Annotated in this window: 19 protein-coding genes and 1 tRNA gene; 15 read left to right on the top strand and 5 right to left on the bottom strand. The window is 68.6% G+C overall.

All coding sequences use genetic code 11. From position 1 onward, the window contains the following. From MIC448_RS04375 to MIC448_RS04365, 3 genes are all read right to left on the bottom strand, one after another. A partial coding sequence (locus MIC448_RS04375) for a glycosyl hydrolase (protein WP_243419897.1) occupies positions 1–1,408 on the bottom strand: 1,408 nt, incomplete at its 3' end. Then, a complete protein-coding gene (locus tag MIC448_RS04370; protein ID WP_036296534.1) occupies positions 1,405–2,142 on the bottom strand; it encodes an HlyD family efflux transporter periplasmic adaptor subunit in 738 nt (245 codons plus the stop codon). The genes MIC448_RS04370 and MIC448_RS04375, both read right to left, overlap by 4 nt. Beyond that, positions 2,139–4,334, bottom strand: coding sequence for a glycosyltransferase (locus tag MIC448_RS04365; RefSeq protein WP_051513127.1), 2,196 nt, complete (start codon positions 4,332–4,334; stop codon positions 2,139–2,141). The genes MIC448_RS04370 and MIC448_RS04365 overlap by 4 nt, the downstream gene beginning before the upstream one ends. Before the next feature lie 193 nt (positions 4,335–4,527). On the opposite strand from MIC448_RS04365, the gene rsmA reads away from it, so the two are divergent. The 9 genes from rsmA (at position 4,528) to MIC448_RS04320 (ending at position 13,109) form a co-directional block, all read left to right on the top strand. Continuing rightward, the gene (rsmA, locus tag MIC448_RS04360; RefSeq protein ID WP_051513125.1) at positions 4,528–5,415 is read left to right on the top strand and encodes a 16S rRNA (adenine(1518)-N(6)/adenine(1519)-N(6))-dimethyltransferase RsmA; all 888 of its coding nucleotides are present in this window, start codon (positions 4,528–4,530) and stop codon (positions 5,413–5,415) included. Next, positions 5,412–6,476, top strand: coding sequence for an aldo/keto reductase (locus MIC448_RS04355; protein ID WP_036296532.1), 1,065 nt, complete (start codon positions 5,412–5,414; stop codon positions 6,474–6,476). The genes rsmA and MIC448_RS04355 overlap by 4 nt, the downstream gene beginning before the upstream one ends. Continuing rightward, positions 6,473–7,417: a 4-(cytidine 5'-diphospho)-2-C-methyl-D-erythritol kinase gene (locus MIC448_RS04350; RefSeq protein ID WP_279380978.1), complete on the top strand. Its 945-nt coding sequence runs from the start codon at positions 6,473–6,475 to the stop codon at positions 7,415–7,417. The genes MIC448_RS04355 and MIC448_RS04350 overlap by 4 nt, the downstream gene beginning before the upstream one ends. Before the next feature lie 209 nt (positions 7,418–7,626). Continuing rightward, positions 7,627–7,929 carry a DUF427 domain-containing protein gene (locus tag MIC448_RS04345; protein ID WP_036296530.1) on the top strand — a complete coding sequence of 101 codons (303 nt, stop codon included), beginning with the start codon at positions 7,627–7,629 and terminating at the stop codon, positions 7,927–7,929. A gap of 16 nt (positions 7,930–7,945) precedes the next feature. Next, positions 7,946–8,770: an ABC transporter ATP-binding protein gene (locus MIC448_RS04340; protein ID WP_036296529.1), complete on the top strand. Its 825-nt coding sequence runs from the start codon at positions 7,946–7,948 to the stop codon at positions 8,768–8,770. Further along, positions 8,767–9,471 carry an ABC transporter permease gene (locus MIC448_RS04335; RefSeq protein WP_036296527.1) on the top strand — a complete coding sequence of 235 codons (705 nt, stop codon included), beginning with the start codon at positions 8,767–8,769 and terminating at the stop codon, positions 9,469–9,471. The genes MIC448_RS04340 and MIC448_RS04335 overlap by 4 nt, the downstream gene beginning before the upstream one ends. Next, on the top strand, positions 9,468–10,220 hold the full coding sequence (locus MIC448_RS04330; protein ID WP_036296525.1) for an ABC transporter permease: 753 nt from the start codon (positions 9,468–9,470) through the stop codon (positions 10,218–10,220). Before MIC448_RS04335 ends, MIC448_RS04330 begins: the two co-directional genes overlap by 4 nt. Positions 10,221–10,341: 121 nt before the next feature. Beyond that, entirely contained in the window at positions 10,342–11,193 is an 852-nt protein-coding gene (locus tag MIC448_RS04325) for an ABC transporter substrate-binding protein (RefSeq protein ID WP_051513123.1), read from the top strand. A gap of 122 nt (positions 11,194–11,315) precedes the next feature. Further along, positions 11,316–13,109: an ABC-F family ATP-binding cassette domain-containing protein gene (locus tag MIC448_RS04320; protein ID WP_036296523.1), complete on the top strand. Its 1,794-nt coding sequence runs from the start codon at positions 11,316–11,318 to the stop codon at positions 13,107–13,109. Between the two features lie 45 nt (positions 13,110–13,154). Here the strand turns inward: MIC448_RS04320 and MIC448_RS04315 are convergent, their stop codons facing one another. Both MIC448_RS04315 and MIC448_RS04310 read right to left on the bottom strand, forming a co-directional pair. After that, positions 13,155–13,661: a hypothetical protein gene (locus MIC448_RS04315; protein WP_051513121.1), complete on the bottom strand. Its 507-nt coding sequence runs from the start codon at positions 13,659–13,661 to the stop codon at positions 13,155–13,157. Positions 13,662–13,718: 57 nt separating this feature from the next. After that, positions 13,719–14,219 carry a MarR family winged helix-turn-helix transcriptional regulator gene (locus MIC448_RS04310; RefSeq protein WP_036296521.1) on the bottom strand — a complete coding sequence of 167 codons (501 nt, stop codon included), beginning with the start codon at positions 14,217–14,219 and terminating at the stop codon, positions 13,719–13,721. Positions 14,220–14,365: 146 nt separating this feature from the next. On the opposite strand from MIC448_RS04310, the gene MIC448_RS04305 reads away from it, so the two are divergent. From MIC448_RS04305 to MIC448_RS04280, 6 genes are all read left to right on the top strand, one after another. Further along, a tRNA-Gln gene (locus MIC448_RS04305) sits at positions 14,366–14,437 on the top strand. 1 nt (position 14,438) lies between these two features. After that, a complete protein-coding gene (glmU, locus tag MIC448_RS04300) occupies positions 14,439–15,881 on the top strand; it encodes a bifunctional UDP-N-acetylglucosamine diphosphorylase/glucosamine-1-phosphate N-acetyltransferase GlmU (RefSeq protein ID WP_036296542.1) in 1,443 nt (480 codons plus the stop codon). Then, complete coding sequence (locus MIC448_RS04295) at positions 15,856–16,890, top strand: ribose-phosphate diphosphokinase (RefSeq protein ID WP_036296519.1); 1,035 nt, start codon at positions 15,856–15,858, stop codon at positions 16,888–16,890. The genes glmU and MIC448_RS04295 overlap by 26 nt, the downstream gene beginning before the upstream one ends. Before the next feature lie 128 nt (positions 16,891–17,018). Beyond that, on the top strand, positions 17,019–17,504 hold the full coding sequence (locus tag MIC448_RS04290) for an FMN-binding protein (protein ID WP_036296517.1): 486 nt from the start codon (positions 17,019–17,021) through the stop codon (positions 17,502–17,504). Positions 17,505–17,524: 20 nt separating this feature from the next. Continuing rightward, positions 17,525–18,424, top strand: coding sequence for an FAD:protein FMN transferase (locus MIC448_RS04285; protein WP_036296540.1), 900 nt, complete (start codon positions 17,525–17,527; stop codon positions 18,422–18,424). 66 nt (positions 18,425–18,490) lie between these two features. Further along, the coding region (locus MIC448_RS04280; protein ID WP_199484406.1) for an FAD-dependent oxidoreductase at positions 18,491–20,081 on the top strand (1,591 nt) is incomplete at its 3' end.

The following is a 20,081-nucleotide window of genomic DNA, read 5'->3' as shown; positions in this document are numbered from 1 at the left end:
GCACCTCATCGTCGCCCGCGGCGATGTCGGCCGCCAACGCCGAGATCACCGGGGGCATGGTTTCGACGCGGTCGGGGTCGAGGGAGGCGAGTGCTGCGGCCGCCGAGAGGAAGTATCCGTAGTGGAAGTGGTGATCGTTCGCCTCTTCCGAACCGAACGAGGGGATCAAGCCGACGATCGTGTGCAGAGTCGGGTCGTACACGAAACAACGTGCCTCACGCTCGTCGCATCCCGCGGGATCCATCCACTCGGCCATCTCGGTCCAGAGCCGGTCTGCGGCCTCTTGGGCCAGATCCGCTTCGCCGAGGCTCTGGGCGAGCAGACCGAGCGAACCGATCCGTGCCAGGGCTTTGCCGCCGCCGTAGGTGTCGGAGGGGAGTGCGGGCGTGGCGGCGAGGTCCTCGCGCAGGGCGGTGACGATCTCGGCGCGCGCGTCCGCGTCGGCACCGCCCAGATCGAAAGATGCGGTAGCTGTCAGGCGGGGAACGCTCTGGCTGAGTTCGGCGGCTGCGCACGCTGCGGCCGTGCCATAGGCCGTTTCGAAGGTGCCGAGGTCGCACGAAGCGTCGGCGGGGTGTCCGGGGGAGGGCACCAGGATCGTCGATCCCTCGTCGGCGTAGGTCATGCGGGTGGTGACGGTCTCGTCCTCGAGGGTGAAGGATGTCTCGACGCCGGCGATCGGCTCGCCCAACGCCTCCGCCCACGCCCCGACCGTCGAATCCGTGGGTACCGCGAACCATTGCGCGCTGTCTCCCGCACGGATACGCAAGGTCGAGCCGCTCACGTCGGCGTCGGTGGCCAGCACCCCGTAGGTCCGTCCGTTCGCCGTCACGCTCCAGGCGCCGGCGCCCTCGGCGACGAGCGGCGCGGGCGACGAGAGGGACGTGTCGCGCTTCGCGGTGAAGGCCACGACCGGCCATCCTTCGGCGACCGTGACTTCGCCGACGGCGCCGATGTCATCCCGGTACTCCAGGGTCACAGACACGGGGTCATGGCGAGTCGTCACGAACGACGTGGCCTCGGTTGAGATCGCCAAGCCGACGCCCGCGGATGCCGCGATCGTCGTCGGGGTGACCGACACGTCCGGGAGCTCCAGCGAGAACGTCGAGCCGGTGGCACGGAAGGCGAGCGGATAGGGGTAGACGGCGGTCGGCTCCTCGCCGAACACGAGGCCGGAGTACCAGCGGTTCGTCGGAGGGACCTCACCGTCGGCGAGGCGCATCGTGACGCCCTCGGCCACTTCTCGCTCGGGGAGCGGCCCCCAGTCCGCGGCACCGGTGCCCGCCCCGGCGTCACCCTCTTCGGAGGGCGCGTCGCCGGGCGACGTGAGCGAACACGCTGCCAGAAGCGCGACGAGCACGCCGATCGACGCCGCGGCGAGCGTGCCGCGGCGAAGCGCATGCCTCACAGGCCGACTTTTCGCAGCAGGTCGCTGACGGCATCCGTGATGCCCGCGAACGGCCCGTCATCGCGCAGTTCGACGGTCGCCTCGACCGGAGTGCCGGGTTGGAACGGGCCTGTCGTCAACGCGCCCGTGAGTTCGTCGCTTTCTATTCGGAGCGTCGACAGGGCCTGCCCGTCGACCGTGGTGACCTGGATCGCGGTGACCTCGCCGGCGAGGGTCGATTGATTCGGCAGGCGCAGATCGACGCTGCTCCCTACCTCCACGCGGCCGTAGTCGCGCGCGGTGAGGACGAATTGCGCCTCGACGAACAGGCTGCCGGTGCGGTCGACGGTTGCGAGCACGCCACCCGCCTGCGCGTATCCGCCCTGCGGTACGTCCACCGACGAGACGACACCGTCGACGGTGGACACGAGCGTGGCGGTGCCCTCCGCGTCGATATCGGCGATCGTGGTGACCGCGCCGGCGTCACCGTCTGCGGCGGCGAGATCACGTTGAAGCGCGAGGCTGCGCACGGTGAAGAGCGGCTGTCCGGCCACCACGTTTTCGCCCTCTTCGACGAGCTGGTCGATGACGATGCCCCCGAAGTCGGTGCCGACGGGGTATCGCTGCGACACGAGCATGGCGCTCGCGCTCTGCGCATGATGCTGGCGCTGATTGAACACCAGCGTGCACGCCGCCACGATCGCCAATGTGAGGATCAGTCCGGCGACGAGGCGCAGCCTGTTGCCCCAGGTCATCGTTCAGCACCTGCCGGAGTACCGGCACCCACACCAGCACCGACGAGTTGTGCTTCGGCGCGCGCCCGGCGGGCCTCGGCGCGCGTGAGGGGCACCGCGGCGGACGTCGCCGGCGCGGCACTCGGCGTTGCCTTCCCCGGTGCCGCGGCCGGGCTCTGAAGAGCCGGCGGCACTACGACCGGTCGATCCGCGACGGGCTGTGGGACTCGTGCCGGCACCGCCCCGATGGCCGTGGGGCGGACGGATGCTTCGCCGCTCGGACGCGAGACGACCGTGCGCGCGATCGGGGGCATGACCGGGGCGAAGCTCGAGAGGTCACGGGGTTCCTGACGCTTGATCCACCGCGACTCGCGGGAGACGGCGATCAGGAAGGCCCCGAGGATGACCGTGTTGGTCGCGTTCCACGCGGTGGCCAGCGTGAACGTCTCGTTCTGCGTGTCGCGCCAGACCGCGACGACGGTCGTCAGGGCCAGGAAGACGAAGAACATCATCTGCGGCAGCACGAAGTTGAACGGGGAGCGTCTCGTCGACGTGCCCGTCACATGCCAGCCGACGTCTTTGCCCGAGATGACGTTCGCGAGGGCCTTGGTGTAGATCGGGAACGAGACCGTCGCGAGGGTGAGGGTCTCCCACTTGAACGAACCGACGGCGAACCAGGCCAAGAGGACCTGCATCACGTAGAAGCCGGCGTAGTACAGGGCCCAGGTCGCGACGCTGAGCTCCATGGTGACCGGGCGAAGGTCGAAGTAGATCTCGAGCGGCGGGACGAGCAGGAGGAGCAGCGGCGAGATGCCCGTCAGGTAGAAGCTCGCGGTGACGAGGTACTGGATGCGCTGATCCATCGTCAGGCGCCGCTTCGGGCTGAACGGGTTGTATCGGAGGAGGATCTCGAACCCACCCGTCGCCCAGCGCAGCTGCTGCTTGCTGTATGCCTCCACCGTCTCGGGGGCATCGCCGATAGCCAGCACGTCGGGGATGAAGACCGAGCGCCATCCGTTCTCGTGCAGCGTCAGCGTGGTCCAGACATCCTCGGACTTCGAGTCGGTGTAGAGGCCGCCGATCTCGTCGATCGCGCTCCGCCGGAAGATGACGTTCGTGCCCACGCAGAGCGCGGCGTTGAACCGGTTGCGACCGGGCTGAACGAAGCGGTAGAAGACGCTCTGCATGTAGGCCGCGCCCCGCGCGATGACGGTGTGCAGGTTGCCGTACACCTGCGGCGTCTGCACGAACGCGACCTTCTCTTCGATGAAGAAAGGCAGCGTCTCGATCAGGAAGCGGGGCGAGGGTACGAAGTCGGCGTCGAGCACGACGAAGTAGTCGCCCTTGGCGAGGGTCAGGGCGTGATTGATGTTTCCGGCCTTGGCTCCGTGTGACTCGAGACGCCGCACGTAGCGCGCGCCGAGCTCTGCGGCGAGTGCACGCACCTCGTCGGAGTGACCGTCGTCGAGCACCCAGGTGAGGTGGCGGCCCTCGATCGCCACTGCCGCCGTGACGGTACGGCGGATGACGCCGAGGTCTTCGCCGTAGGCGGTGATGAGCACGTCGATGTCGACGGGGCGTCCGTCGAGCACCAGCCGGTCGTCCGGTCCGCGCAGCCGCGCCGCGGCGTCGTGGAACGCGAAGCTCCGGGGCTCACGCGCGCCGGAGAGGATCGTCCACATCGACAGGAGCGCGTGGAAGACGAGGATCGACTCGGCGATGATCACCATCGTGTAGGGGATGGGGTCGCCGCGATGCGCGGGGCTCAGCAGGAACGTCGAGTAGAGCAGGATGCCGATCGTCGCGATGATGACGACGAGCGTCATGACCGGGGTCGGCCCGCTGCGCGCCGCGGCGTGCTGGTCGTACGCGTTGGTGCGCAGGGCGCGCTGCTCCGCACGAGACCCGAACTCGAGCGGGCTGTCGACCGGCTCGCGGCGGGCAGAGGGCTCGGACGGTGCGGGTGCGGGGACCGGCGGCCCCGGATCGAGCGCCGCGGGCAGTGACGCGGGCTCCGGCGTCGATACCGGTGTCGATGCGGGTGCGGATGTCGGTGCGGATGCGGGTGCGCTCTGCAGGCCCAGCACCTCCGCACGCGTCCGCGCCCGGTCGATCTGATAAATCGGAGCAAGTGGCTGTTCGCCGTGGCGGGATCGCTCGTCGTCGCCCTTGCGTTGCTTTTCCTGCGCGCGCGTCTCAATGACGATCGCCATACGTCCCCCAGCTGTCTCGCTCTTCCCCAGTGCGATAGCGACGTCGTCGGCGCCTACGGGCGATTGACGCCCGCCGTGAGCGGCTTTCCCCAGCTACTCGTCCTCCACGCTACCCGCTCCCGGGCGAGCACGGACCGCCCCGATGTGAACATCATGTGACGATCCGCGGGGGGCCACGGCCTAGGCTGGGCGCATGTCGGTGACACTCCTCGGCGCATCCGAGATTCGCCGACTCGCGGCCGAGCTCGACGTGACGCCCACCAAGAAGCTCGGTCAGAACTTCGTCGTCGACGCCAACACCGTGCGCCGGATCGTGCAGATTGCCCGCGTCACCGAGCGCGACCGGGTCGTCGAGGTCGGGCCCGGGCTCGGGTCCCTGACTCTTGCGATCCTGGAGGCCGGAGCATCCGTCACCGCCGTCGAGATCGATCATCGGCTCGCGGCCCGCCTGCCCGAAACGGCGACGGCACACGGGGTCGCCGATGGCGCGCTCACGGTCGTCGATGCAGACGCGCTTCGGGTGACCGAGCTCCCGGGCGACCCGCGCGTACTGATCGCGAATCTGCCGTACAACGTCTCGGTGCCCGTGCTGCTGCACCTGCTCGAGCACTTTCCGGATCTCGAGCGTGGCGTCGTGATGGTGCAGTCGGAAGTGGGGGAGCGGCTCGCGGCGCCCCCCGGGTCGAAGATCTACGGTGCGCCGAGCGTCAAGGCAGCCTGGTACGGAAGATGGCGGCTCGCCGGAATGGTCTCGCGGCAGGTGTTCTGGCCCGTGCCGAACGTCGACTCGGTGCTGGTCGCCTTCGAGCGCGATGCGCAGCCGCGGGGGAGCGGCGACGACCGACGCGCCGTGTTCGCCATTGTCGATGCCGCCTTCCAACAGCGACGCAAGATGCTCCGTCAGGCGCTCGCCGCGGTTCTCGGGGGAAGCGCCGCGGATGCCTCGGCGATCCTCACGGCGGCGGGCGTCGCACCCACAGCACGAGGCGAAGAGCTCGGCATCGACGAGTTCGAGCGCATCGCCGCGGCTTTGCGCAAGGGGGCGCCGGGATCCGTCGGCATCGCTAGCCTGGACGGATGAGCGACAGCGTCAGGTTTCCCCCCGCATACGAACTCCACCGCCCCTACGCGGCAGCGGAAGACCGCTACAGCGGCACCGACTACCGCCAGGTCGGCACCTCGGGCCTCTACCTTCCGCCGATCTCTCTCGGCCTGTGGTGGAACTTCGGCGACAACATCCCGTTCGACAACCAGCGCTCGCTGCTGCGCGGAGCGTTCGACCGCGGCATCACGCACTTCGACCTGGCCAACAACTACGGTCCCCCATACGGCACCGCCGAGACGAACTTCGGACGGATGATGCGGGAAGACCTCGCGCCGTACCGCAACGAGCTCATCATCTCGTCGAAGGCGGGCTACGACATGTGGCCCGGCCCGTACGGTAATCACGGTTCGCGCAAGTATCTGATCGCGTCCGCCGAGGAGTCGCTCACACGGATGGGTCTCGACTACGTCGACATCTTCTATTCGCACCGCGCGGATGCCGTCACGCCCATCGAGGAAACCGTGGGCGCGCTCGACACCCTCGTGCGCCAGGGCAAGGCCCTCTACGTCGGGATCTCGTCATACAGCGCGGAACGCACGGCGGAAGCCGCCGCTGTGGCCCGCTCGCTCGGGACACCGCTCGTCATCCACCAGCCCTCGTACTCGATCCTGAACCGCTGGATCGAGGACGGCCTGACGGGAGTGCTCCGGCAGGAGGGCATGGGTGCCATCGCGTTCACGCCGCTGGCCCAGGGCCTGCTCACCTCGAAGTACCTCGGCGACGGATCGGCCGAGCGTGCGCAAAAGCGTGGGTCGCTCCCGAGCGGACGGCTCTCGGATAGCGCCGTCGCGAAGCTGCGGGGCCTCGACGTCATCGCCAAGGAACGCGGTCAGACCCTCGCGCAGCTCGCGCTGCAGTGGGTGCTGCGCGACGGAGTAGTTTCGTCGGCGCTCATCGGGGCATCCCGCACGGAGCAGCTCGACGAGAACATCGCGGCGCTGTCGGGACCCGCGTTCGACACCGAAGAACTCGAGCAGATCGACGCGCTGTCGGACTCTCTGGACGTCAACCTCTGGGCGGAGTCGTCTGACCTGTGAGCACCGCCGGCCCCCTGCTGCCCGACGCGGCGCGCGTGCACGTGCGCGCGCCGGGCAAGGTGAACGTCTTTCTCGAGGTCGGCCGGGTCATGGACGACGGGTACCACGAGTTGGCGACGGCCTTCCAAGCGGTGTCGCTGTACGAGGATGTGTGGGCCACCGCATCCGATGATTTCTCCGTCTCGGTGCACGGCCCCGTCGACACCTCCGGCGTCCCGCTCGACGATCGGAATCTCGCGGTTCGCGCCGCGCGGTTGCTCGCGGGCAAGACGGGCTACGAGGGTGGTGTGCACCTCGAGATCCGCAAGGGTGTGCCCGTGGCGGGTGGCATGGGTGGTGGCTCGGCGGACGCGGCCGCGGCCCTCGTCGCGTGCGACGCGCTCTGGGACACACGCCTGACGACCACGCAGTTGCAGGGCCTGGCCGCGCGGCTGGGGGCCGACGTTCCCTTCGCGCTGCAAGGTGGCACGGCCGTCGGTACGGGGCGCGGCGACGAGCTGAGCCCCGCTCTGGCTCGCGGTCGGTTCGAGTGGGTTTTCGTGACGGATGATGGGGGCCTGTCGACCCCGCAGGTCTACGCCGAACTCGATGCGCATCGCGAGCGAGCCCAGACCGACATCGCGCCGGCGGCCCGCCAACCGGTCGTCGATCCGGATGTCCTGCACGCGCTGCGCGCGGGGGATCCCATCCGGCTCGCGGCGTCATTGCGCAACGATCTTCAGGTCGCCGCGCAGAACCTGCGCCCGGATCTCGTGGCGCGCATCGAGGAGGGGGAGCGCGCGGGAGCGCTCGCCGGCATCGTCTCGGGCTCCGGCCCGACCACGGCGTTCCTCTGCGCCGATGCCGAGGCGGCCCTCGACGTGCGCGTTGCCATGTCGGCCTCGGGCCACGTCGCCCTCAGTGCGCACGGCCCGGTACCGGGCGCCCGCGTCATGCCCTGAGGCCAGGGCCGCTCGCCGAGCCCGTAGCGCATCGGGCCGGCACGACTTGCGCGCGAGCCACGGCCTCGGCGCGGCACGCACGTCGTGCAGTCGGCGAGAAGTCGTGCACCCGCGCCAGAAGAACGAGCGCGAGCACGGACATGTCAAGCCTGGCCCCCGTGTCGGCGAGGGCCGCTAGGCTCGGACGCACCGCTCTCCGAGGAGGAACGATGCGCGCAGTCGTAGGCGACCTGGTGGTCGCAGAAGCACCCGAAGAAGACCTCGTCCGGATCGAAGGCAACTGGTATTTCCCCCAGTCGAGCCTGACCGAAGGGCTGCTCGTCGAGAGCCCCACTCCCTACACCTGCCCGTGGAAGGGCGTCTGCCAGTACTGGTCGCTGAAGACCGACGACGGTCTGATCGAAGACGCCGGGTGGAGCTACCCCGAGCCGTACGACGGCGCCGTCGAGCGCGTCGGCCGCGACTTCGCCGGCCACGTCGCCTTCGGGAAGGATGTCTCGGTCGTCCCGTGACGGCTGAGCCCCGGCGATGATCGAGTTTCGCTCGGTCTCCAAGGAGTATCCGGACGGCACCGCTGCCGTCGATGATTTCTCACTCATCATTCCCGCGCACAAGACCACGGTCCTGGTCGGGTCATCCGGCTGCGGCAAGACGACGCTGCTGCGGATGGTCAACCGCATGGTCGACCCCACGGCTGGAACGATCGAGATCGACGGCGAAGACATCCGTTCGCGCAACGCCGTCGAACTGCGCCGCAGCATCGGCTACGTCATGCAGAACTCCGGTCTTCTCCCGCACATCACGGTCATCGACAACATCGCCACCGTGCCCGTGCTGCAGGGCAGGCCGCGCCGCGATGCCCGCGAGCGAGCGCGTGAACTGATGGACACGGTGGGACTGGATGCCTCGCTCGCAAGTCGCTACCCGGCACAGCTCTCGGGGGGTCAGCAGCAGCGGGTCGGTGTCGCACGCGGACTCGCTGCCGACCCGAACGTCTTGCTGATGGACGAGCCCTTCGGCGCCGTCGATCCCATCGTGCGTGCCGAGCTGCAGAACGAGCTCATCCGCCTGCAAGAGGGACTCGGCAAGACGATCATCTTCGTCACGCACGACATCGATGAGGCCTTTCTGCTCGGCGACCAGGTCGTGCTGCTGCAGAAGGGCGCGAGCGTCGCCCAGGTCGGCAGCCCCAACGAGATCATCGAAAATCCCGCGAACGACTTCGTCGCGAGCTTCATCGGCGCCGACAAGGGCAAGCGCGCGCTGAGCCTGCGCGAAACCCCGCACGGCACGGTGGTGATCGACGCTGAGGGCCGCGCGCAGGGCGCGCTCGTGAATCAGGTGCCCACATGAACTGGGTGCTCGACAACCTCGACCTGATCGGTGAGAAGACTCTGCTGCACCTCCAGCAGAGCGTGATCGCGATCGTGATCGGATTCGTCCTGTCGGTGCCGCTCGGGTGGGTCGCCTTCCGCTACCGTCTGCTACGCAGCGGCCTCATCACCGTGACGGGTCTGCTGTACACGATCCCCTCGCTCGCACTGCTGATGCTGCTGCCCGCTCTCTTCGGCTACAGCGCGATCAGTCCGACAAACCTGATCATCGCGCTGACGATCTATGCCGTCGCGATCATGGTCCGTTCCGTCTCGGACGGCCTGCAGTCAGTCGACCCGGCCATCCGCCAGGCGTCCACGGCGCTCGGCTACGGATCATTCCGTCGGTTCTGGGCCGTCGAGTTCCCGCTCGCCGGGCCCGTCATCCTCGCGGGGCTTCGGGTGACGGTGGTCAGCACGATCTCGCTCGCAACCGTCGGCATCCTGATCGGCGTCGACAATCTCGGGTACCTCTTCACCAATGGGCTGCAGCGGCGCATCATCCCCGAGGTGCTTGCGGGCGTCGTCGCCGTCGTGGTCATCGCGCTGATCCTCGACTACCTGCTGGTGCTCGCGGGCCGGGCGCTCATGCCCTGGGCGCGTAAACCCGGCCGCCGTGATGCCCGACGTGCCCAGCGCCGCGCCCGTCGCGCGATCGCCCCGGCCGAGGTGGCCGCATGAACCTTTTCGCCGAGACCCTCGCGTGGCTCATGAACCCCGAACGGTGGTCGGGGCCTCTCGGCATCCCCGTCGCCATCGCCCAGCACCTGGGTTACACGTTCCTCGCGGTCCTGGTCGCGGCGGTCATCGCCATCCCCGTCGGCTGGGCGATCGGTCACACGGGCAAGGGGCGCGAGATCGCCGTCGCGATTTCGGGCGCGGCCCGTGCCATCCCGTCGTTCGGCCTGCTCGTTCTGCTCGTCCTGCTCATGGGCGTGCTGCAGACGCAGGCCGCGGCCATCATCACGTTCGTGCTGCTCGGCATCCCCTCGATCCTCGCGGGCGCCTACGCGGGCTTCGAGGCGATCGATCGCCGCGTGATCGACGCCGGACGGGCGATGGGCATGACCGAGTGGCAGATCCTGTGGCGCATCGAGGTCCCACTCGGGCTGCCATTGCTCGTGTCGGGCCTGCGCGCTGCAACGCTGCAGATCGTCGCGACCGTGACGATCGCCGCCTACGTCGGCCTCGGCGGGCTCGGGCTGTACATCATCCAGGGCATCAACCTGAACCGCTTCGACCAGGTGCTCGCCGGGGCAATCCTCGTCGCCGCCCTCGCGTTGGTGCTCGACGCACTGTTCGCGATCGCCGAGCGTTTGGTCGTTCCGCGCGGCGTGCTCGCCGGACGGGGCGGAGGCGCGGGCCCGGGCCGGGAGAAGCGCCGCGATCGTGCGGCACCTCGGCCATCCGTCCAAGCGTCACCCGCCTGAACCCCGGTCCCGAAAAACACACCGTTCCCACACAGTCCCACCCACAGAGAGAAGAACAGCACCATGAACACAGCGAAGAAGAGGCGTCTTCGGAGCGGCGCTCGCCGCGACGGCGGCGCTCGTGCTCGCGGGTTGCTCCTCCAGCAACCCGCTCGAAGAGGAATCAGCTGGTGGCGAGGTGTCGAGTGACACGATCGTCATCGGTTCGCAGGCGTACTACTCCAACGAGATCATCGCCGAGATCTACGCGCAGGCCCTCGAGGGCGCCGGCGTCGAGGTCGAACGTCAGTTCAACATCGGTCAGCGTGACGCGTACATGCCCGAGATCGAGTCGGGGGCCATCACGCTCTTCCCCGAGTACAGCGGAAACCTGCTGCAGTACTTCGAGCCCGACACCGAGGCCCGCACACCGGAGGACGTCTACGCCGCCCTCCAAGAGGCCCTGCCCGAGAACCTGACGGTGCTCGACCAGGCCGAGGCGAGTGACCAGGACTCGTACACCGTGACCGCGGCGTTCGCCGACGAGAACGGACTGACCACGATCGCCGACCTGGCGAACGTGACCGTGCCCCTGACGCTGGGCGGCCCGCCGGAGCTCGCCGAGCGTCCGTACGGTCCGACCGGCCTCGCCGATGTCTACGGGGTCGACGTGACCTTCTCGCCGACGGGTGACACAACGGTCGAGAACCTCGTCGCCGGCACCGTCAACGTCGCGAACGTCTTCACGGCCGACCCGCGCATCCAGACGCAGGACCTCGTCGTGCTCGAAGACCCCGAGGGGCTGTTCCTCGCCTCGAACGTCGTGCCCGTCGTGAACGCGGATGTCGCCGACGAGATCGCCGACGTCATCAACGCGGTCAGTGCGGCACTCACCGCAGATGCTCTGGTCGCGCTCAACGTCCAGAGCACGGAAGACGAGATGTCGCCGGACGACATCGCGGCCGCCTTCCTCGAGGAGAACGGCCTCGTCTGAGGTTCGGTAGGCGTTTCGTCTCGTCGCTGCGCCGCTCGCTCAACGACCGGTGGCCCCGGTCGTTGAGCGAGCGCAGCGAGACGAAACGACGGCCCCACAGACCCGCGTAGCCTAGAGCCGATATGGCTCATCTTCTCGGGGCTGAGGCCCTGCACCTCGAATTTCCCACCAAAGTCGTCTTCGACTCCGTCTCGCTCGGCGTCAACGAGGGCGACCGCATCGGCATCGTCGGCCGGAACGGCGACGGCAAGTCGAGCCTGCTCGCAATGCTCGCCGGCCGCCTCGAGCCCGACGGCGGACGCGTGACCGTGCGCGGTGGTGTGCGGATCGGTGTGCTCGACCAGGGCGAGACCCTCGACGACGGCGACACCATCGGGGGCGCCGTCATCGGCGACACCCCCGAGCACGAGTGGGCGGGCGATCCGCTTGTCCGCGATGTGGTCACGGGGTTGCTCGGCGACCTGCCCTGGGCGGCGAAGCTCGGCACTCTCTCGGGTGGTCAGCGCCGCCGGGTTGCGCTCGCGCGCCTGCTGGCGGGGGACTGGGACATCCTGGCCCTGGACGAACCCACGAACCATTTGGATGTCGAGGCCATCGCCTGGCTCGCCGAGCACCTGAAGCGCCGGTGGTCCGCGAACTCCGGCGGGCTGCTCGTCGTGACACACGACCGGTGGTTCCTGGACGAGGTCTGCAACACCACCTGGGAGGTCCACGACCGCATCGTCGACCCCTTCGAGGGCGGTTACGCCGCATACATCCTGCAGCGGGTCGAGCGAGACAGGCAGGCGGCGACGATCGAGGCGCGCCGGCAGAACCTCGCGCGCAAAGAGCTCGCGTGGCTGCGCCGTGGGGCGCCCGCACGCTCCACCAAGCCCAAGTTCCGCATCGACGCCGCCAACGAACTCATCGCCGACGTGCCTGAGATCCGCGACCGGGTCTCGTTGCAGTCGCTCGCGGTGACGCGGCTCGGCAAGGACGTCGTCGACCTGCTCGATGTATCCGTCTCTTACGACGGCGTGCCGGTGCTGAACGACGTCGAATGGCGCATCGCGCCTGGCGAGCGCACCGGAATCCTCGGGGTGAACGGCGCCGGCAAGTCGACGCTGCTCGGCCTCGTCGCCGGGACTCTCGAGCCGACCACCGGTCGGGTGAAGCGCGGGAAGACCGTGAAGGTCGCGACCCTCACCCAGCAGATGGACTCGCTCGAGCCCCACCTCGGCGATCCCGTCCGGGTCGTGATCTCGGGCCTGCGCACCAGCTACACGATCGGCACGGGATCCAAGGCGCAGGACCTCACACCGGGTCAACTGCTCGAGCGGATGGGCTTCGCATCCGAGCAGCTCTCGACGCCGGTTAAGGACCTCTCGGGTGGACAGAAGCGCCGCCTGCAGCTGCTGCTCATCCTGCTCGACCAGCCAAACGTGTTGATCCTCGACGAACCCACGAACGACCTCGACACCGACATGCTCGCGGCGATCGAAGACCTGCTCGACTCGTGGGCCGGCACCCTCATCGTCGTGAGCCACGACCGGTACTTCCTGGAGCGCGTCACGGATCAGCAGTACGCGATCCTCGACACGCGTCTGCGCCACCTGCCGGGCGGTGTCGAGGAGTACCTGCGTCGTCGCCGCGCGCAGCAGAAGGCCGGCGGAAGCCAGACGTCCGCCGCCGTCGGTGCCAAGGCCGCGGGACTCAGCGGGGGCGACTTGCGCACGGCGCAAAAGGAACTGGCCTCGATCGAGCGTCGGATCGCGAAGGTCGATGCCGAGATCACGGCGAAACGCACGGCCCTCGCCGACCACGATCAGTCAGACTTCGTCGGCCTCGGCGCGAAGATGGCGGCAATCGGGCAGCTCGAGAGCGAGAACGTCAGTCTCGAGGAGCGTTGGCTCGAGCTGTCAGAACAGCTCGAGTAGTCGGGTCGCCAGCTCCCGCACCTGCTCCGCGCACGGTGTGGCGCGTCAGTGGACGGCGTAGTTCAGGATCATGATCGCGAAGCCGAGGATGGCTGTGCCGATCGCGCCGACGATCCGCACGAAGCGCCCGGCCCCACGGCGCGCATAGGCCGAGTAGCCGAGCACGCCGAGCACGAGGGTGGCGACGAGCAGAGCGAGGCTCACCGAGTCATCCGCATCCATATGCGTCGTCGCCCCGACGATCAAGACCAGCGTCGACGGGATCGCGGCGTACAGCATCCCCGCGGATTCCCGCACCCCGCCCTCGAGCGCGTTCCAGAAGCCGTGGTCGCCGTGGTCGCTCAGGGTGTGGGCGAACACGTGCGCGATGAAGAAGATGATCAACGAGATGAACGAGACGATCAGCACCTCGAGGCTGTCGGTTGATTCGTCCGAGACACCGGCGATGAGCGCCGAGTAGAGAATCAGGCCGTAGACGGCCGAGGGGCCGCCGAAGACCCGGCGCAGCCAGCCGCGAAAGCCGGCCGGGCTCGAATCGGTCGCGTTCGTCATGTCACCCTCTCGTCGGTGCTGTTCGTTGGCAGTGTTCGTCAGCAACGCCGGAGTCGTTCATTCGGCGTCGAAACCCAGGCTGAGCTTGCGCAGCAACCCCGCGAGTCTCTCGCGGTCGGAGCGCGAAAGCTCAGAGAGCAGGTGCGATTCGGCGTCGACCAGGCGCGTGATTGCGGCGTCGACGCGCGTCCGGCCCTCGTCGGTGAGGGTCACCAGGATGCTTCGCCCATCGCCCGGGTCTGCCTCGCGCCGCACGAGTCGGCGCCCGACGAGCCGGTCGATGCGGTTGGTCATGGTGCCGCTCGAAACGAGCGTCTGCTGCAGGAGCTGCTTCGGGCTGAGCTGGAACGGCTCACCCGCGCGGCGCAGCGCCGACAGCACATCCCACTCCCACGAGACGAGCTCGCTGCGCCCGAACGCGGCACGGCGAGCGCGGTCGAGGTGTCGTGAAAGTCGATCGACGCGAGAGAGCACCTCGAGCGGCGAGAAATCGAGGTCGGGACGCTGCGCGGTCCACGCGGCGACGATTCGGTCGACTTCGTCGCTCTCGCGTGGCATCCCCCCATCATCGCGGATGTCCCGACTTTTCACCCCAAGCGGCGCCATGGGGTGAAAAGTCGGGACATCGAGGAGAGGGGCCGCCTGCGGGAGTGCGTCACGCCCCGCTCTGGCAGACTTGAGGGGCGGCCCCGTGGTGGCCGCGGTCCGCCGTGGTGTAACGGCAGCACGACAGCCTTTGGAGCTGTTAGGTCTAGGTTCGAATCCTGGCGGCGGAGCATGACTGATCAGAATCTCGCCATCGTCGTCCTCGCCGCGGGTCAGGGCACACGGATGAGGTCGCGAACGCCGAAGGTTCTGCACCGCATCGGCGGCAGGTCTCTCCTGCAACACGTGCTCGACACGGCAGGGACGCTCGACCCCGATCGGCTGCTCGTGGTCGTGCGTCACGAACGTGATCTGATCGCGGACGCGGTGCAGGATGTCGCACCCGAGGCGGTCGTCGTCGATCAGGACGAGATCCCGGGCACCGGTCGCGCCGTGCAGGTCGCGCTCGAGCAGCTGACGGAGTTCGGCGGAGACATCCTGATCCTGAGCGCGGACGTGCCCTTGCTCGACGGAGAGACCCTTGCGGAACTGGTCGCCGGGCACCGCGCGGCGGAGGCTGCGGTCACCCTGCTGAGTGCGCGCGTCGATGACCCGACCGGGTATGGGCGCGTCATTCGCTCGGGCGACGGCGGTGTCGTCGGCATCGTCGAGCAGCGGGATGCCTCGCCCGAGGAGCGTGCGATCGCGGAGATCAACGCCGGGGTCTACATCTTCCAGTCGGCGCCGCTCCGGCGCGAGATCGGTGCCCTCGGTGACGACAATGCGCAGGGCGAGCGGTACCTGACGGATGTTGTCGCACTGTTCCACACCGCAGGCATGACGATCGGCGCGACGCTCGCGCCCGACCCGACCGCCGCCCTCGGCATCAACGACCGCGTACAGCTGGCGGCGGCGGCGGCGGAGCTCAATGCCCGCACGGTTCGCCGCTGGCAGCTCGAGGGCGTCACCGTGCAGGACCCCGCGACGACGTGGATCGATGTGACCGCGTCGCTCGCGCCCGACGTGACGGTGCTGCCGAACACCCACATCCTGCGTGCCACGAGCATCGCGGAGGGCGCCATCGTCGGCCCCGACACGAGCCTCGTCGACTGCGAGGTGGGCGAGGACGCCACGGTCACGCGTACCGACGCGACGCTCGCGGTGATCGGCGCTCGCGCGACGGTCGGACCGTTCGCGTACCTGCGTCCCGGGACGAACCTCGGCTCGCGTGGCAAGATCGGCACCTTCGTGGAGACGAAGAACGCGCGTATCGGGAACGGCAGCAAGGTTCCGCACCTGTCGTACCTCGGTGATGCCGAGGTCGGGGTGGGCGCGAACGTCGGCGCCGGCACGATCATCGCGAACTACGACGGGGTCGAGAAGCACCGCACCGAGGTGGGCGACCACGTCCGCACCGGGGCGCACAACGTGTTCGTCGCGCCGGTTAGGATCGGTGATGGGGCCTATACCGGTGCCGGTACGGTCGTGCGGAAGGATGTTCCGCCGGGCGCGCTCGCACTCACCGTGGCCTCGCAACGCAACGTCGAGGGCTGGGTCGCACGCAACCGACCTGGCACTGCAGCGGCTCAGGCCGCAGAGAAGGCCCCCAATGGCTCGCAAGAAGAAGACGGTTGACCTCGATCGAGACCTGGACATCGCGCCCGGACTCGTCGCCAAGACGAAGAAGCGGCTGGTCGTCGTCTCGGGACGCTCCGCTCCCGCTCTCGCCGACGAGGTAGCCGAAGCGCTGGGCATCCAGCTGGCACCGACCGAGCACCGTACCTTCGCGAGTGGCGAGATCTACACCCGCTTCGAGGTCTCGATCCGCGGGTGCGATGTCTTCGTCATCCAGTCGTTCGGTCACCCGGTCAACGAGTGGCTCATGGAGCTGCTCATCATGCTCGATGCCCTGAAGCGTGCATCCGCGAAGCGCATCACCGTCGTCGCTCCGTACTACCCCTACTCCCGTCAGGACAAGAAGGGCCGGGGACGCGAGCCCATCAGTGCGCGCCTCGTCGCCGACCTGTTGCGCACCGCCGGAGCCGACCGCGTCATGAGCGTCGACCTGCACGCCGCGCAGATCCAGGGCTTCTTCGACGGACCCGTCGACCACCTCTTCGCCAAGCCCGTCCTGCTGGAGTACTTCCAGCGGACGCTCTCGCAGGCCGACCGCTCCAAGCTGACGGTCGTCTCTCCCGACATGGGCCGCGTCCGCGTTGCCGACACCTGGTCGGACAGCCTGGGTGCGCCGCTGGCGATCATCCACAAGCGTCGCGACCCGAAGGTCGCCAACAAGGTCACGGTGCACGAGATCGTCGGTGATGTCGAGGGACGCGTCTGCCTGATCGTCGACGACATGATCGACACCGGTGGCACGATCGTGAAGGCCGCCCAGGCGCTCAAGGCCGCGGGCGCCGAGCGCGTCATCGTCGCCGCGACCCACGCGGTCTTCAGCGATCCGGCATCCGAGCGCCTGCAGGACGTCTCGATCGACGAGGTCGTCGTCACCGACACGATCCCGCTGTCCGAGAGCCGTCGCTTCCCGGGTCTGACGATCCTCCCGATCGCGCCGATGCTGGCCCGCGCCATCCACGAGGTCTTCGAGGACGGCTCTGTCACGAGCATGTTCGACGGCGCGGCCTGAGCTACTCGCTCGGGACTGATTCACGCTCAAAGATTCTTCATAGGATCCTCAAGGAGGATCGGAGAAACGGCGCTCTACGCTCGGGATCACCGGCACAGAACGCCGGCCCATCCCCGGAGGAGCCCCTGATGATCCGCGACACCCTCGCCCCTCGCCCGCTTCGTATCAGCGCCGCACTGATCGGTGTCGCCGGAACGTTGGCGCTCGCCGGATGCAGCACTGCCGCAGCCGACACGACGGATGCCGCGAGCACCGAGGCCTCATCGTCCACCGAGTCGTCGACCGACACCTCGGCGGGGACCGACGCCTCGGGCGCCGCATACGTCGACGGCACCTACACGGCGACGGGCTCATATCAGACCCCCGAATCGGTCGAGACGATCGAGGTCACGATCACGCTCGCGGACGACATCATCACCGCGGTCGAGGTCTCGGGCGACCCGCAGGCATCCGAATCCGAGCGGTATCAGTCCGAGTTCATCGGCGGAATCGACGACGAGGTCGTGGGTCAGAACATCGACGACATCTCGGTCGATCGGGTCGCCGGGTCATCGCTCACGAGCGGTGGCTTCAACGACGCGATCGACGCGATCAAGGACGAAGCGGCGGCCTGACCGTGACCCCGTCGTCGAGCATGCCGCCCGGCGCCGCGGTGCCGCTCGCGGAGACGTGGGAGTTCGATGCGATCGGCACGCATTGGCGCATCGACACGGTCGACGAACTGCCGGGCGACGCGCGTGCGGCGGCGGATCGTGTCATCGGAGCATTCGATTCCGCGTGGTCGCGCTTTCGCCCGGACTCGCTCGTCTCGCTGCTCGCGCGCGGGGGTGGGCCCGTTCCGGTGCCGCCGGATGCTGCGGCGATGCTCGACGCGTTCGAAGAGGTGTCGCTCGCGACATCCGGGGCGGTGAATCCGCTCGTGGGCGCCTCGCTTGATCGCTTGGGTTACGACGCCACCTACTCGCTTCGGGCGGGGGACCCGCTTGCGGCACCCTCGAACTGGCCGACGCGCGTGCGGTGGCGCGACGAACGCCTCGCGCTCGCCGAGCCCGCGATGATCGACGTGGGCGCGCTCGGCAAGGGCCGTCTGGTCGACGTCGTGGCGCGCGCGCTCGAGCCCTGGACCGACGGCCGGGCGGTGGTCGACGCGAGCGGAGACCTGCTCGTCACCGGCACGGCGCAACGCATCGGGCTGGAGCATCCGTTCGATGCGAAGCGCGCGATCGGCGTGTGGGAGGTCACGGATGCTGCTCTCTGCGCCTCGGCCGCGAACCGGCGGGCGTGGGGCGATGGGCTGCATCACGTGCTCGATGCGCGCACCGGTGTGCCGGTGCGCACCGTCGCGGCGACCTGGGTCGTGGCCGACACGGCGATGCGCGCGGATGCCCTGGCGACAGCGCTCTTCTTCGACGGCGGTGACGAACTCGCTCACCGGTGGGGTGCTGAATGGGTACGGATGCTGACCAATGGGCGGGTGGAGTGGTCGCGCGGATGCTCCGCGGAGCTCTTCACGCGGACCGCTAGCGTGGCGTGAGGTCGCGTGCCGGGTGGCCTGGCAGCGTCGACGGACTGACGGACTGAGGAGAAGCTCGTGATCGCAATGCTGGTGGGTGGCTGGGCGCGCATCCGCGGGTACCTCGGACGCCTGTCGATGTACCGACTCGTGTTAATGGCGCTCGGCATCCTGACGCTGGTGGCCCTCGTGCTGTCGTTCTTCGGGCTCGTGGTGCCGGGACCGCTCGAACTCGTGGTGACGATCGTGGTGCTCTTCGCCGTGTGCGTCGGCGCGAACGCGCTCGTGCAGCGGCTGCTCAAGATGCCGATCCGGCACGAGTCGTCGCTCATCACCGCCGCGATCATGGTCTTCATCCTGCGCCCGACCGTCGTTCCGCTGGAGCTTCTCGGGATAGCCTTCGCCGGTGTCGCGGCGGTCGTCTCCAAGTACGTGATCGCGTGGCGGGGTCGGCACATCCTCAATCCGGCCGCCGTGGGTGCCGCCGTGCTCACGATCTCGGGACTCGGCGCATCGGCCTGGTGGGTGGGTTCGCCCGTTCTCGCCGCGCCCGTGCTGATTCTCGGATTGTTCGTGCTGGTGCGCACCGAGCGGCTGCGCATCGTCGCGACGTTCTTCGTGATCGCCGTCGGGGTGTACGTGCTGCGTGTTGCCGTGCAGTCCCAGGCCGCGGGTTTCGAGTTCGACGCAGGACAGACGCTGTCGTTCGCGCTGTGGTCGTCGCCCTTCCTCTTCCTGGGTGCCTTCATGCTGTCGGAACCCCTGACCTTGCCGCCCCGGCGCTGGCAGCAGATGACCGTTGCGGCCGTCGTCGGTGTGCTCGCGGGCTGGCCGATTTCGGTCGGATACTTCACGCTCGGCCAGGAGCGCGCGCTGCTCATCGGCAATCTGCTCGCGTTCGTGTGGGTGGCCCACCGCGCTGTGCGGCTGCGCCTGGCCGATGCGCGCATGATCACGCCGTCCGTGCGGGAGCTGACGTTCGAGGCGCGGCGTCCGGTGCGGTTCGTGGCCGGTCAGTACCTGGAACTCGATGTTCCGCACGCCAAGGCCGATGCCCGCGGCACGCGGCGGGAATTCAGCATCGTGTCGGCCCCGAGTGACGCCCCGACCGTGCGCGTCGCGTACCGGGTCAAGCCGGGTGCGGGTGCGGGGTCGGGGTCCGGGTCGGGGGAGAGCACGTTCAAGAAGGCGCTCGCGGTCGCCTCGCCGGGTGTCGATTACTCGGCGACGGGTGTCTGGGGCGACTTCTTGATGCCGAGCAACCCGAACGCGCCTGTGCTGCTCGTGGCGGCCGGGATCGGCATCACGCCCTTCATCTCGCAGGTGCGTGAGGACCGGGCGCGCGGAGTCGAGCGCAATGTGGTCTTGATCTACGTCGCGTCCGAGGCATCCGAACTGGCGTTTCGTGATGAGCTCGAGGCATCCGGTATCGAGGTCATCGTCTTCACCCGCGATCAGCCGCGTGATCTTCCGGCGAATTGGGTGTGGGCGCGGGGTGTTCGCCTCGACGCCGAGGGTCTGCCGAGGGTTGTGCCGGACCTCTCCTCCCGTCACGCTTATGTTTCGGGCCCGCCGAAGCTGATCGCCGAGCTCGCGCCGGCGCTGGCTCAGGCGCGAACCCTCACGACGGACGCCTTCGCCGGGTACTGTGAAGCGCTCCAGGTTTTGTGCCGCTCCT

This window comes from Microbacterium sp. C448, assembly GCF_000582705.2.
In the GTDB taxonomy this organism is placed as follows: domain Bacteria; phylum Actinomycetota; class Actinomycetes; order Actinomycetales; family Microbacteriaceae; genus Microbacterium; species Microbacterium lacus_A.
The sequence above is the reverse complement of the archived record's forward strand: the minus strand, read 5'-3'. Positions and strand labels throughout refer to the sequence as shown.